This is a genomic window from candidate division KSB1 bacterium, from assembly GCA_034521575.1.
Lineage (GTDB): Bacteria > Zhuqueibacterota > Zhuqueibacteria > Residuimicrobiales > Krinioviventaceae > JAXHMJ01.
The window spans coordinates 978303-993787 of the sequence record JAXHMJ010000005.1 but is presented as its reverse complement, the minus strand read 5'-3'; the positions used below and the strand labels follow the sequence as shown (position 1 = coordinate 993787).

Annotated in this window: 10 protein-coding genes; all 10 read left to right on the top strand. The window is 48.5% G+C overall.

Annotation, left to right across the window (positions count from 1 at the left end; genetic code table 11):
• The first annotated feature begins 20 nt into the window (after nucleotides 1-20).
• From U5R06_17385 to U5R06_17340, 10 genes are read left to right on the top strand one after another with little or no spacing between them, the layout of a single operon-like run.
• Complete coding sequence (locus U5R06_17385) at nucleotides 21-3956, top strand: hypothetical protein (GenBank protein ID MDZ7724518.1); 3936 nt, start codon at nucleotides 21-23, stop codon at nucleotides 3954-3956.
• A gap of 37 nt (nucleotides 3957-3993) precedes the next feature.
• Nucleotides 3994-5277, top strand: a complete 1284-nt coding sequence (locus U5R06_17380) for a hypothetical protein (protein ID MDZ7724517.1) — start codon at nucleotides 3994-3996, stop codon at nucleotides 5275-5277.
• 26 nt (nucleotides 5278-5303) lie between these two features.
• A complete protein-coding gene (locus U5R06_17375; protein ID MDZ7724516.1) occupies nucleotides 5304-8933 on the top strand; it encodes a hypothetical protein in 3630 nt (1209 codons plus the stop codon).
• Nucleotides 8930-9517 (top strand): T9SS type A sorting domain-containing protein, encoded by a 588-nt coding sequence (locus tag U5R06_17370; GenBank protein MDZ7724515.1) that lies wholly within the window; start codon nucleotides 8930-8932, stop codon nucleotides 9515-9517. Before U5R06_17375 ends, U5R06_17370 begins: the two co-directional genes overlap by 4 nt.
• A gap of 19 nt (nucleotides 9518-9536) precedes the next feature.
• Nucleotides 9537-10955 carry a PorV/PorQ family protein gene (locus tag U5R06_17365; GenBank protein MDZ7724514.1) on the top strand — a complete coding sequence of 473 codons (1419 nt, stop codon included), beginning with the start codon at nucleotides 9537-9539 and terminating at the stop codon, nucleotides 10953-10955.
• Entirely contained in the window at nucleotides 10868-11530 is a 663-nt protein-coding gene (locus U5R06_17360) for a tetratricopeptide repeat protein (GenBank protein ID MDZ7724513.1), read from the top strand. Before U5R06_17365 ends, U5R06_17360 begins: the two co-directional genes overlap by 88 nt.
• Before the next feature lie 9 nt (nucleotides 11531-11539).
• Nucleotides 11540-11800, top strand: a complete 261-nt coding sequence (locus tag U5R06_17355) for an ATP-binding protein (protein MDZ7724512.1) — start codon at nucleotides 11540-11542, stop codon at nucleotides 11798-11800.
• Complete coding sequence (locus U5R06_17350) at nucleotides 11775-14588, top strand: SpoIIE family protein phosphatase (protein MDZ7724511.1); 2814 nt, start codon at nucleotides 11775-11777, stop codon at nucleotides 14586-14588. The genes U5R06_17355 and U5R06_17350 overlap by 26 nt, the downstream gene beginning before the upstream one ends.
• Nucleotides 14585-14791, top strand: a complete 207-nt coding sequence (locus tag U5R06_17345) for a hypothetical protein (GenBank protein ID MDZ7724510.1) — start codon at nucleotides 14585-14587, stop codon at nucleotides 14789-14791. The genes U5R06_17350 and U5R06_17345 overlap by 4 nt, the downstream gene beginning before the upstream one ends.
• On the top strand, nucleotides 14785-15447 hold the full coding sequence (locus U5R06_17340; protein ID MDZ7724509.1) for a tetratricopeptide repeat protein: 663 nt from the start codon (nucleotides 14785-14787) through the stop codon (nucleotides 15445-15447). Before U5R06_17345 ends, U5R06_17340 begins: the two co-directional genes overlap by 7 nt.
• Nucleotides 15448-15485 lie beyond the last annotated feature (38 nt).

Sequence of the window (15485 nt, the reverse complement as noted above, 5' to 3'; positions counted from 1 at the left end):
ACGGTCAACTTCCCAACCTGGTGCCTGTTTATGTCAGTAACGGCGCGGGATATGCATGGCAGACCTTGTACAAAGCGGAAAATAATATCCGGCTGCAGGGAACGGTCGAAGGGACATCCGTTACCCAATTGACCAGTACGTTCACCGTAACGCCCGGCGAATTGTCTGATTTCAATATGACCGGCGTTCCCGATTCTGTCGGCGCCGGCGAGTCTTTTTCGCCGAGTTCGATCAATGTCAAACTCCTCGATCATTGGGACAATCCCAAAACAGATTATGAGGGCCAAATCTTTTTTACAAGCAGTGATCCGGCTGCTCAACTCGCCTACAATTCATCAAACCCCTATATGATGTTTCCGCCTCATGGCGGTGAAGACGATTTCAACGGCAGCCTGTTTGATTTGCGCAGAGCAGGCAACCAAACCATTACCGTGACCAATGATACATTATTTGAGCAAAGCGATAAAATTCTAGTAACGCCGGATGAAATTGTCTCTTATCAGTTTGAAAGTATCCCCACTCAACGGGCAGGCGCCTCGTTTGCAGTTACTGTACAAAATGCAAACGATGCCTATGGGAATCAAGCTTCCGGACAAATCAATATTGGCGTCGAGGGAAGTAATCATGCCTCGCCCAGTGGTCAGACACCTGCGCTGAATAATATCGTGGTCATAAACGGAAGCGGCGTCGCTCAGCAGATTCTGTTCAAAACAGAGAGTGTGCGACTCACCGGCACGTCTGTGCAGACCAATACGACGGTGAATACAAACAGTTTTAATGTCTTTCCTGCAGATCTGCACCAGCTTTCCGAGGTCTCCGGTTCTGCGCAGATAACTCAGGCCGGCAATCCGTTCCCCGACCCGGTAACGGTGACTGCATACGATATTTATGATAATGAAAAAATTGACTTTAACGGTACCGTATCTTTCACCAGTACAGATACAGAACCGGCGACATCCTTGCCCGGCGATTATTCGTATAACAATCAGGCATCCCATGACTTTGCCGGTGTTCAGTTTAATCTGAACACTGCCGGTGAACAGACCATTACGGTGGCCAGCGGAGCGGTTCAGCATACCACCGATCCCATTCGGGTGGAGCTTTCCAATCCTATTCGTATTACGCGTGTGACCGCAGACAAGCAGTTTGTAACCCGCGGCCAGGATAATATTACCGTGGTAATGGAAATCCAGAATACCGGAACTGAATCTTTGTTGAACTATCAAAGTAATTTACGTTTCCGCACGGATCAAATGAACGTGGACGGCGATTATGTGGCGCCGTCTGTATCCCGGACCTCTCTGGCTGCCGGACAAACCACCTCTATTCCGTTTACGGTGAATGTGGGCGCCGGCGCCACTTTGGGTGAAATTACGATTGATGGCGCTGTAAGCGGAACGTTTGACGGGGCGCCGCTGGATAAAGTGGGATCAGAAATCATAGACTCCTGGATTGTCCAGGAACCGGCGGATGTGCAGATATCAAATCTGGTTATAGAAGCTGATACCATTGCCCGAGAGTCTTCCGGCGTACCGATGCGTCTGACATTAGAAAATAACAACGGTCAGCCGTTTTCAGCCGCTGCGGTATTTAATGCTATAAATTTTTCCTTTTACAGCGATGCGCCTGCCGATGTCAGTCAGTTTTTTGATGTCACACCCGAACCCGGCAATCCGGATACACTTGCCGGCAATAGCAGCCGGATTTTTAATTATTATATCGCTGCCCGGGACGATGCTCCTCTGGCCCATATTTCAGTGCGCGTGTCTCTGGATTACGATGACAGAAATTCCCTAGAGAACACGTCATTCACATCAGGTGTGCTGGAATCATTTCAGTGCGTGGAATCCACTTCGCTTATCCTGACCGAGGTTACGCCGGTCAATCAGCCGGCTGTGACCATTGGTCAAACCCAGGATTTTACAATCCGGGTGGGGATCCGCAATCAGGGTAATGCTCCGCTTTCACTTTCGTTTGATCCTGCTGAAACCTATGTCACCCTGAAACATCGCGGTATGGAATATATTTCTCCCAATGATATTATTTTCCCCAGTGCATTTGTCGGAGGCGGCACCAATCTGCCTCCTCAGACAACACGTTATGTCGATTTTGTAGTTGATCAAGTGGATGCGGGGGTCCCGGACGGGCACTATAGCATCACAGCCAGACTGACCACAGGACAAGGGTATTATACAACGTCAAATCTGTCGGATGTGTTTGGTGAAATTCTCGTGCAAAAATCCGACGATCTGCGACTGGTTTCTCTGCAGCCCTCGCGGTCACCGATGACGGTTACCGGTTCGGTGCAGAATTGGAATGTATATGCCGTACTCGCCAATTATGGCGGCAGTTCTGTGGATATTGATTTTAGTCAAACCGAGTGCCTGCTCACAACCCAGGGCGGCGGATTATATCCCGGGTTGACTATTGGTTCAGGCTATTTGACCAATGGTGATTCTACCCTCAGCGCCTTGGAAACCGATACCCTTGTGTTTCCAATTGGGTTTAACAATGCGGATCCCGGCATTGCTATGATCGATGTGAATCTGGATTATTCTGTCAATAACACCGGACAGAACAAAGCAATCGACTCGGAATCTGTTGGAAAAACCAGTCAGGCTGTATTAGAAACCCCGGCCGAGTTCAGTATTCGTGAGTTGTATGCTTCTCAGCAAACCGTGACCCGGAATAGTACGGTGAATTGGTGGGTGACCGTCGTGGTTGAAAACACCGGCCAGGCTGCCGTGGACGTTGATTTGAATTCAGCCGCTGAAACCTGGGTCCGGTTTTATCAAAACGGTTCCCAAACGTCAGGATTTCAGACGGATATGCCGTCAAGTCTTGCGGGCGGCGGAACGCGTCTTGACGGGGGTGAGGTTGACAGTGTGATTGTTCCCATAACTGACATGCCATCCGTGACCGGTGAGTTTTCAATCAAAGCCCGTATGCGCGCTGTCGAGTTGAATCGTGATTTGCCCATGACTTTTGAAACCCCTGATCCGGAAGCCTTTCTGTTTAAGATCGAGGCGCCTTCCGTCCTTTCCTATCAGCAGGGATCATTATCACCTGCGAATATCGTGCCCGGGAACTTTGTAGAATTTCGTCTCAACATTGCCAACTCCGGTGAGGCGGATGTCCTCTTGTCGGAGAATCAAACCGTTCTGCGGATCAGTGATGGCGCGGATCAGTTTACCGCCTCAGTGGATGGCTCGTTTGACACTGTCCTGGAAGGAGGCGCGACCTCAACCCTGCGTTTCAAGAGAGAATATGTCTCCGGCGCATTAGACGTCGGTTCTTTTGAGCCGGTGCTCACTATTCGAGGTACTGAGAACGGGCAGACCGTCAATGAGCAAGTATCTCTTCAGGGGGATCAGGTCAACGTCGGTGTGAGCGGTGAATTTGCGATTCTGGATTTGAGTTCAAGCCTGGAAACGGTGATTCGCGGACAGACGAATCCGTTCAATATTCAGCTGCAAATTCAGAATAATAGTATTCGTACCTTGCAGTTTGATGATTTGAACCTTATTTTTAATTATAATACTCAGGATGTGAGTGACCAATTTACCTTGAATGTCCCCGGCACGTTTCAGAACGGCACTCCGTATCTCCAGCCTCAAGAGTCCGGAACACTGACAGCTCAGGTCACCGAGGTTTCTTCGTCGGCGCCGATTGGCGACGTGTTGCTAAGCGCCCAGGTCTGGATGGCCGACTCGATTGATAGTGGAAATAAATATCAAACTCAAATCAACAATGCCGGCGTATTGACGGTTGAAGAACCTGCCAATATTGTTTTGGAGGATTTGGCGGTCAGCCAGCCCTCTGTGATTCGCGGTCAGCAATCCGACTGGTATATTATTGCATATGTCCGCAACACCGGCGGCGGCATGATGCAGGCCCCTGCAGAATGCTGTCGACGAGACGTTTGTCAATTTCAGCAGCGGCAATGCCTTTTTTGATATCGAACAGCCAACAGGGTTTGCCGGTTCCGAAAGTATGCAGCTCGGCGGAAATGCCGTGGACAGCCTTTTTTTCCGAATCAATTCGGTGAGTCAGGACCCTGCTTTGATCGGGGATGTGCAAATCAGCGCCCAGGTGATGGTTCTGGAATTGAATACTGGCCGGGAGCTTGTCGCTACCAGCGACAGTCTTGAAACGCTGCCGACAGTCAACGTACTGAATCCTTCAACGGCCCGTATGGATGGATTGATCGCCTATGTAAAATCAGATACACTCGTGAATGCCGATTCCACGTTCCATGTGCGCGCCCTGGTTTCCAATCTCACGGGCGCTGACGGCGATACGATCGAAAAAGCCACCTTGGAGTTTGATTCGTTTTTCAATTCCATCCGGTTTATACAGGGAGATACGCTGAGTGTCTATGATATTGCGCCGGGTGAATCCAAATGGACAGAACCCGGACTGCTCGTGCAGGCGCCCGAGTTCCCCGGAAGCAATGAGGTTATTCATGCCAAAATTCAGGAGGTCATCGGCAAAAGCGGTGGCGAAGCTGCTGACATTCAGACCTCGTTCTCCCGTTCTGATACCACGGTTCGGATTCATTCGCAAGCAGCCGGGAATTTGCAAATTGTGGATGCTTACGCCGACAAGGACAGCGTAGGCGCTGGTTCATGGATTGCCTGGAATGTCCATGTGGCGCTTTTAAACTCAGGGCAGGGTACCATTGAAATCGGTCCTGCAGATTCCATGGGACTGGATATTGTGGGTGAAGATGGTTGTTTAATCGAGCAGCAAGAACTGAATGAGGATGTCAGATATCTGATGGCTGGCGAGACCGACACCCTGGTCTATTCCATCAAACGCACCGGGTTTGCCAACGGCGAAAAAACTGCACGCATCAGTATTTTGGGGCATGATATGAATGCCCGGCCCGGCAATAGCTTTGTCAGCACAACCGACGTTCCTTTTGTCGTGTATTCAAATTCCGCCGTTCAAATAACCCGAACCTATGTGGATACAGCATTAAATGTGCATGGGGATACAGTGCATGTGAATACCGGCCAGACCTTTAATGTCAAAGTGACTGTCAACAATGCAGGCGGACAGGATTTGTCAGATGTAACCGTCGGTTTGAGTACACAAAACCTGCAGATTATTGGTGATGCGGAAAGAACTTTGACAAACCTTTCATTCGGTTCGCAAAAAGATGTCGAGTTTACAGTGCAGGCTCCGCAAACCCCCAGCCCGGATGGCGAATACGCTGTCGCACGCATATTATCTGCGCGCGGGATTGATTCATACCAGGCCCGCGAAGGCTGACAGCGCTGGATTCTACGCTGCTAACGGTGGTCGATGAACCCGCACAATTGAGAATTGTGGAAACCCTCAATCTGGCGCCGAATGAAGAACGGCGTGTCAGCTATAATCAGGAATTTCCGATACAGGTTTCTGTTATCAATCAAGGCACTGAAACAGTGCGTGATGTGACTGTCAGACTGAATAGCAATGTCCAGGAACTGGCGACAGTCAATAATTCCCCGCAGTTGATCGAAAGCGAGATTGCAGCCGGAGATACCGGACGGGTTCTTTTTTCCGCGTCCGCCGGAGAAATGACCGGTACGGTGAATTTTACCTCCAGCATTTTGTCCGCCACCGGTTTGAACAAAAGCGGTGATCCGAATATCGTGAATCCCGGCGATGCCAATTCCGCCTATGCGATTGTGGAGCGCGGCGCCATGCTTGCTATTGTAGATGTGTTTCACCAGGTGGAAAGTATCAATGCGGGAGACAAGTGGAGCCCATGGAATATTTATGCGGTTGTATCCAATACGGGTACGGCGCCTCTTGAATTTGTCAACATCACATCTGACAATATCACTTTTACGGTCGAAGAACAGCCGGACCCGGAATATCGGGTAACCCCGCCTGAAAGTCTGCAAGTGCATCCCGATTTTACGTTGGACGCTGGTGAATCTGATACGCTGGTGTATCGGGTGACCCGAAACGGTGATGTTGCCGGACAAGCTGTTTATCAGGTTGTTCTCTCGGCGTTTGATCGTCAGGCCGGTCCGGAACATGTGCTGCCTCCTGTAAGCGCTTCCGATTCAGTGTTTGTGAACAGTGAAGCGCTTGTGCAAATCATTGAAGCGAGGGTTGTCGCCAATCGGCATAACAACTCCGGGATTGGCTTGGTCAATCGGGGACAGGAATTTAAAGTGGAAATCGACCTGAGAACCGGTCAACTCCTGGGCGTGGACAGTGTGGCGGTCCGACTCGAATCCGACGGTTTGTCTCTGACCAATCCCGACACGGTCGTGATTGATTCTATTCAGCGTGACAGCAGAGCCACGGCTGAATTTACAATGGTTGCAGACAGCTCATGGGATGTTCAACAGGGAGAAATTACGGAACAATTTGAAGCATCCATTATTTCAGCAATGACCGCAAACAGCACTATTCCTGCGCAAATCCGTTCTTCAAATACACCGTCGGATCGGATGACCCAATGTCTCATACAAACACCGGCTGGCATCCGACAGAATGTTTTTCTCGGACTCGGAGAATGGGAATCTGTGGTGATCGGTCAGGATTTTGATGTGATTACAAGGATTTATAACCAGGGTAAATCCAAAGCCGGCGAAGGGCGAATCCGTATATCACCGCCGGAAGACTATCTTGTCAAGAATCCCAATGATACCACGGAATATGTCACCACGCCGGTCAGTCAATTGTTTTCTTTCGCCGATAGCCATGATTCAACGGATGTGCGATTCACCTTTAGAGCGCCGGAAGTGGCCTCAGGTCCTGATTATATTACCACCACAATGACTCAAATACCTGTGGATCTGAATACGCTGGATACATCTCGTGTTGTCAATATCACAGATACACTGGCATTATCAACCGAAGGCGCAGCGCTGTCCCTCGATAATTTGTTGATTTCCGCACCGGACGGCGCCACGGACGGCATTGTTTCTACCGAACAGTTGTTCCGCGTTCGTGTCCGGGTGAATTCGACAGATAATATTCTGGACCGTCGCGCGGTTCTCCTGCTGCCGTCTCTGGACGGCGATGCCCATTACGAATTGCGCACCAAGGATACGCTTAATGTTCATTCTTCCGAACAAGTGGTCGAATGGACTCTTTTGGCGCCTGATGTGCCGATCAGCCAGTTTCATGAAATTATTGTTCAGGTGGAGGGACGTTCAGCGGACGGAAGGACGATCAAACAAACCAATACCGTATCCATCAACCGTGTCGTCTCCAGAAGCACACTGACTGTTGAACCTCTTGAGGTCTCGTGGCCGCCGATTTCTATGCGCGAGGGTGAGGCGTATTTTGCTACGGATCAACGCGCCGTAATCCGAACCCGGGTTAACAATTCGGGCGAAGCCGGCATTACCGGTACGGGTACTCTTAAACTGAATGTGCTAAAGAGCGGTTTGACCATTCTGACATCGGATTCCGTGCAATTCAGTGATGACGGTTATGTGGAATGGGAAGTCAGAGCGCCCACCATTCAAAAACCTATCGGAGAATTGATTCGTGTTGAAATGACCCGACTGCCGAATGATGAAAATTCCGGAAAAGCTGTGAATGTGGCTGTCCGCAAGCGCGAATTAACCGTGCATACGGAACGGGCGGCGCAATTGCAGGTTAGAAATTTTCTAATCAATACCGGGCATAACACAGTTTCCACGCAGCAGGAATTTACGGTAAGCGCTGAACTGTGGGGTCAGAATGTAGAAAACAACGAGATTACAGCCGAGTTTCATGTGTCAAATTCCGCGTATTCTCTGTCAGGCCGCAGTCAAGTGGTGACGCTGGTTAATGAAACCGCATCGCTTCAATGGAACTTACAGGCGCCGGATTATGCCACCACTGAATGGGACAGTATGTGGGTTGAAATTACAGCTTGGGATAAAAATTCCGGACAGGAAATTACGGCCACTTCAACCCATTTAAAAATTATGACCCATCAGGCCGCTTCGTTCATGATTGAACCGTTTATTTCAAAACCGGAAGGTTTGACTTCACTGGTCTCAACCGAACAGGAATTTACACTGAGTGCGAAAATCACTCATGACGGAGCTTCCTATCTCAGATCAGATGTTTTCAAGATACAGCTGATCCTGCCTCAGGATGGAGACTATGAACTTTTGAGTGATTTCAGGCAGCAGGTGACCGGACAGGAGATCAACAATGAAATCTATCCTGAATGGCAAATAAAAGCTCCGCCCGAGAAACCCATCAATCTGTCAAAGTTTGTATTTATTGTAGAGACCGTTCCCAAAGATTTGAATACCGGAGAACAGGCAATTGTGGAAGATAAAGACGTTGAATTTACCATTCAAGCGGTTTCCAGGGCGGACATAAGAGTGCAGGCTTATCTGCATCAGCGGCCCGGTCTGGATACTGCCAATGTTCGCTTTGGTAATTCATTCTGGATTACCGCCAAGCTTGAAAACTATGGCGAGGCAGGTTTTCACGGTCGTTTCAAGGCGCGGCTGGATCTGCCTGAAGCCTATCAGCTGCTTTCTGATTCATTGATAAAGACCGGAGAACGCGATTCAGTGATTTGGCAGGTCAAGGCCCCTGAACAGTACACGAATCCGGTTGATACTCTCCGGGTTGTGCTGGTCGAACCGCCCCGGGATGATTTGTCAAAAGTTGCTGCCTATGTGGGAGACTCGAGTGCGACTGTGTTAACCCGGGTTGAAAAGGGTGTGGTACAGGTTGACAATGTTGCGGTACCGAGAAAATCCGGCGTATTGACAGAAGCTGTCGATGTTCCACTGCTGGGATTGGCATTTTGGAACAAAGACGGCGGCAGTGGCATTCATTCTATTTTAAACGGTGTCAGCCTGACCCTGCGGAATAAAGAAGGATCTGAACTCCGGACACCGGGCGCTGTTTTTTCGCGAATCGCCGCTGTGAAACAGGACTCTCAAAACCTACTGTGTTGGGTCAAGTGACGGAATTTACCGATTCTTCCCGTATTGATCTGGATTTTACCGATTTCTTTGCCGATACAATTGCCGGGTCCGCAAGAGATACGGTTTATATCGTTGCCGATCTCCTGAATGAAACCAATGTCAGGGAATTTCGCGTTTCGGTGGATTCGAGCCGGGATATCCGGGTCCGGGATGAACTGAATCAGGAATTGCTGATCGCGGATTCCAGCGGTCAACGAGTTGATTTTCTCGGGATTTTATCCGAATTGTCGGTAGTGATGGAAAACAGTTCCGAAACTACGTTTTTTGTATATCCGAATCCGTTTGGCCGGTTTAATAAAACGGAAACCCATTTTGTCTACTATTTGAATCAGGCCGAGAATTTTGAAATTAATATCTATACGTTGACAGGCGATTGGGTTCGGAACTGGAGCTTTACTCAATCCGAGCATCCGCAATTGACCCAGGCTGGATTGCATCAGGCAGAATGGAGCTGGGATGGAACCAATGGTATGAATGAACCGGTCCTGAACGGTGTCTATCTTGCCGTGCTTGTCACGGAATCAGGTCAAAGAGCGATGACTAAAATTGCTGTTGTGAGATAACCAAACTATGATCTATGCGATGATAAATACACTTGAATATTTGAAAACAATAGCCTGTATCGTGTTGCTGTTGTTTGTTGCATCCACCGCTCAGGAAGGCGGAGCCGGTGATCAGTGGGGCGGAGTCACTGATGTTTTTGATTTTCCCGTGGGTGCAAGAGCCATGGCAATGGGTGGAGCGCAGGTATCCGTTGCTGACGACGCCTTTTCACTCTACTGGAATCCTGCTTCGCTGGAAATGGTGCCTGCCATGTCACTGGGCGCTTATCATACCAATCTGCCGATGGGTACCCAATATAGCTATCTTTCTTTTACCTATCCCACATTGAGTACCGGTACGTTCTCAATTGGTGTTCTCCGCCTTGCAACCGGAGATGTGGAGCTGCGTGATTCCAACGCTTCCTATTTGGGCAGCGAAGATTACGGACGCAGCTTGTATATGTTCGGCTATGGGAAAAAACTGGCCAGCTGGTTTTCCATAGGCGCCAATTTGAAAATTGAACATATGCGCATTCCCGGTTATCAGGATGAAGCCAACGCAGTCAATATGTACTCTGAATCTTCCGTCGGTGGTGATGTCGGTATACTGCTGGTCTCCGGCGCTCAGTCCGGATTTTTCAGGAATTGGAGAATCGGTGTGAACGCTCATAATATTGTTCAGCGCTCTCTGCAATTCGACGAAGAACGCGAATTCAGTCCGCGTTTGTACCGTTTCGGATTGTCCCGTCCTTTTTTCATGAATGAAGAAAATAACTATCTGCACGCAGCCTTTGAGTATGATGTACACGAAAATCAGCACGTACCGGATTACCTGCATTTTGGTTTGGAATACTGCTTTAACGAGACGTTTCTGCTGCGTTTGGGATGGAACCGGCGTGGCAACTATACAGAGGGATACGGTACCACGTATGGATTCGGTATCCGGCAGTTTGGAATCCAGCTGGATTATTCCTACTGGGGCGGCCGGGATGCCTTTGATTCCAGCCACCGTATTTCGGCAACGTTGGCTCTTGGAAAAACCCGCAACGAACGGATAGCGGAAATCCAGGAACGCGAAATGCAGCGAATTCAGGAAGAAGCCATTCAGCAGCGCAATAAAGAGCGCCGGGAAACGATTTACTCCAGGTATCGCGCACCCGTCAGTATTATGAAGAAGGTGATTATCCGCGCGCCTACAGCGCCATCAGCAAAGTGCTGGCCTATGATGAAACCGGTGATGCGCCCGAATTTGAAGAGGCGCGGGAACTGGCGAAAAAGATCACCCAGGCCATTGATCAGGAACGCGAGCAGGAACTGGAAAATGAAATTGAACGCAAGCAGGCTGATCAGGAACGCAAATATAATGAGCGTATGGTCAAGCAACATTATGAGCAGGCACTCGCGTTTTATGAACAGGGACAGTACTATGAGGCCATCGAAGAATGCGATGAGGCATTGACCTATAACCCCAATAGTTCTCTGATCAAAGACCTTCGCGAAAAGGCCAAAGAGGATCTGAAAAACCGGATCGTTGATCTGGTTGAACAGGCTCACAAGATTGAAAAGGAAGACCGGATCGACAATGCGCTCGACCTGTATCGGCAGGCGCTGCCTCTTTCCCGTGGAATCAAAAAATGGGAAAGCTTGATCAAAGAAAAAATACGCCAGCTTGAGGGCCGTCTTTCATATGATTCCAAATTGCGGCGGGCAGCTGAATATGAGATGGATAGAGAATGGGACAAAGCTGCGCAACTTTATCAGGAGGCGATGCAGATCGCGCCCAACAATAAATTGTTGCGTCAAAAATATAATGAAGCCAAAGCCCGTTCCAATGCGCGACGAATGGATATGACTCCGGAGGTCCGCGAAATTTATCTCAAAGGATATTCTGAAATGACCAACAAGAATTACGAGGAGGCCATTCGATACTTTAGGCAGGCGCTTGATATTCAGCCTCACAATGTGAATTTGTGGGGAGCTCTCGATTACGCCCGGTCGGAATTGCGAAAGAAAAGAGCCGCCAGTGACGAGTAGAGGAATCTAGTGTTTAAGCGGGTCGATAAATCCGAAATGACCATCCCGGCCAAGTATGAGTATCTTGGCCAGTTGAGGGATTTTGTAACCAAAATCGGAAAACGATGGGGGTATTCCGACAAGGTGATTAGCGCCTTTAAGCTTTCCGCAGACGAAGCTGCCACCAATATTATAAAGCATGCCTATCGGGATACGGAAGGGGATATAACCAAGTCGGGCCATAGCCAAACGCGACAGTTTGGTGATGGTGTTCCGTCGGATCAGCGGTAAATATTTTGATCCGCGCTATGTCTCTGAACCTGATTTGTCACGTTATGTTCAGATTGGCAAAAAGGGCGGGCTCGGTATTTTCATGATGCGCCGACTGCTGGATGATATTGATTACCGAAAAACAGAAGCCGGCAACGAACTGTGGCTCACCAAAAAACGTGTCGAACCCGAGCATAAAGGACTGCACGTTTCATCCATTCCCCTCAGTCTGAAAATGCGGTATTGGCTTTATGCGATGGGCATTTTAAGTGTTATTCTGGTGGGAGTGTATTTTTACATGTTTTTCAACCAGAAACAGAACATATTGCACATTGCCCTGGAACAGGGGAAGAACAGTTGTACCGTATTGCGCGGTGAAGTTCAAACCAACTGGGAAAACCTCGATGATCCCTCTTTGCTTCCGGACTTGCGTGATGACGGGAGTGAGGATGTCCGGGTTTGGCTGCAGGCACAGCGCCCGGTAAATACCATCAAAAATTCCGAACAGCACGAAAATGTGGTTGATGTCCTGGTCGTGGACAAGAGTCAGAGGATTCTTGCCAGCTATGACAAGGACAAGGTTGCCAAAACCTTTTCATTACCGGAAGATGCAAGCGAGTTTACAGAGCATGCCTATCTCTACGAACTGGAAAATGGTCAGCGCGTCATGGATATTGTGATGCCTGTCCGCGATCCTGCGGGCAGCGGTGTTCTGGCGCATGCGCATTATCAAATTGATTATGATACATTGTACACCGAAATCAATGAAGTGCGCAGCCGTTATCTGAGGGGCGTCTTGCTGGTCGCACTGATCGGAGCCGCCGGATTATTTCTGCTGATTTACCTGGTTATGAATCCGTTTCAAAGACTGCAGGAATGGGTCAAGCGTCTGGGACAGCCGGGTGTGATCGAAGAGATGGACATCGATGACACCACAGAGGTGGGGTCCATTGCCAAAGCGTTCAGTGATATAACCATCAAATTACGTGAATCTCAGGTCAATCTCGCTGAACAGGAACGGCTGCAGCAGGAAATGCAGGTGGCCAAGGAAATCCAGCAAACATTGCTGCCCGCTGAATTTCCACAGGTCACGGGTTATGATATTTCATCCTATTACGGCGCCGCAAAAGAGGTGGGCGGCGATTACTATGATTTTATTGAAGTCGACAAAGATACCCTTGGAATTGTGGTCGCCGATGTATCCGGAAAAGGTGTGCCGGGCTCTCTGGTGATGACCATGATCAGAACGGCATTGCGTACAGAAGCGCGCGGTGTCAAAGACGCGGCCGAAGTACTGTCCCGTGTAAATGATTTTGTGGTCAATGACATGAAAAAGGGTATGTTTGTTACGCTTTTTTATGTCATTGTTGATTCCAGACGCCGTCGTCTCAATTACGCCAGCGCCGGGCATAATCCTATGATTCTGTATCGACCGACCACCCAGAAAACCTATTATCTGAATCCGCGAGGGTTTCCGATCGGTATTTCACTGCCCGATAAGCAATTGTTCCGCAAGTCGCTGGAATCCGACACGATTGCACTGGCGGAAGATGATGTTCTCATCGTCTATACAGACGGGGTTACCGAAGCCATGAATCCGCAACGGGAACTGTTTGGTGATGAACGGTTTCTCGAAACCATTCGCAATTATGGCAGTCAGAATGTGAATGATTTTGTCAATAATATCAAAAAGGAGCTTCAAGTCTTTACCGAGGATTGGCCTCAAAATGACGATATAACTCTGGTTGCTCTGAAAGAGGAAACCACTGTCGAAAAAATAGAGTTTGAACGCGCTAAAAAGGTATATGTATATATCGAAGAAGGAAAAAATGTCAAAGAAGCCTGCGAATTGGCGGGATTGTCCTCTTATGCGTATTATAACAAATACAAAGAATTGTTTGAATCCGAGGGGGTAGAAACATTTAAAGTGTCTTCGGATGCCGGATCAATAGAATTACGACATCTGAGTATTGAAGAACGGACCAAGATCTATGATGTGATACAGCGACATCCGGAATACGGCGCCAAGCGCATCAGTGAAGAACTAAATTCCGAGCGTTATCATTTCACAAAACTCAAAGAATCCCGGATTTATGATGAACTCGTGCGTATGCGTCTCAATACCAAAGAGCTGCGAGAGGCTTTTGTGGCACGCGGCGGAAAACGGAAAAAGCGCATGAAAGCGCCGGGCACCCCGATGATGACGATTAACGGGAAAGTGATTGTTCAGAAGGATGATGTCCAGCCGGCGAAAAAACCGACCCAGGAACGCATTCTTTCCTCGAAAAAGCAAGAGCCCAAAAAGCCGGAAGCGAAGCCAAAGGCTGAACCTGTCAAATCGACTGATGTGTTTCAGTACGATGAAAAAGATATTTTAACACAACCCCTGGAAGACCTCCTGGCTGATCAGTCTCTGATAGGGGAGGGGCCGAAAAAAACCGAGGAACAACAGCCCGCCAAGTCTGTGCAGCCCGAACAGCCGGTTGGCAAAGAACAAGAAGAGGCGCCGCATGAGAAAGAGCCTGTTCTTGAACAAGAAGAGAAAGAGCCTGATATTTTTAGCGAACTGGATTTGACAGAAACGTTTGCTAAAAAGACCGAGTCCGCTGATGAACCCCCTGATGAAGCGGAACAGATTTTTCACAATTGGCCGGGTTTGATTTTGCAGGTCAGGAAGGGGAGGATACGCGAGAAGAGGAACACATTGTCCCGATGGATGAAGAGGCAGAGACGGGCGAAGGCAATGTATTTGATACCATTTTGGAAGAAGACCGTAATCCATTCGAGGCTGATTCTTTTGAAAATATGACTGATCTTGAAGATATAGATCTGACCTTTAAAGCCGGTGATATCCAGGACAGCGATGCGGACGCGGTGTTGGAATTGACTGATTTTGAGGGAATTGTTGAGGAGGAAGAAAGCGAATCGACTGAACCCCGTTCCTCTGAAAAGGGTTCTGAACTATCGGAGTTTGAAGACCCTGAAAACGAACCGGATGATTTTTCATGTTGATGAGAGACACAAGACTGACTATAGGATTCAGTGAGGAGGAATCCGCCACCATTCACGACCTGATACAGTCAGACAAAGACTCTGAAATTCGTAGCGATTTAGAGGCTTCTGAAGAGACCGTGGAGAATGTTTCGGTTCAGGATGCCGGTGACTCTGAGTTTCAAATTGATGTGGTGGATGCCGAATCTGAGGAAAATCCTCATGTGGCTTCAAGAAAACTGTTAAAAAATGCATTGCACAATAGCAATTTTACCGGCTTTAAGTTTGTGCGGACCTTTGAAAAAGACTCAACTTCCACCCGTCATGATTTGGCCGATGCCGAGTCATTATATAATAATCAAAATTATGATAATGCCATTAGTCTGATCGGAAAAGTGATTGAAATCTCACCGGGCAATTCTTATGCTTATTTGCTGCTGGGCAATACTTTTTTTAGAAAACAAAACTATGAAAAAGCAATAGATGCGTATAAAAAAGTGATTGATCTTGATCCGAAAGACGAACGGGCATACGAAAATTTGGGTATAGTCTATGCCAAACAGGGAAAACTGGACAATGCCATAGAACAATGGCGGAATGTGCTGCGCCTTTCCCCGCATCGGGACGATATAAAGAAAAGTGTTGATAAAGCCCGGCATTTGCGCAGCCATGTTTGACTGTTTCAATAAAGTATTGACATTTTTGCTTTGAACTC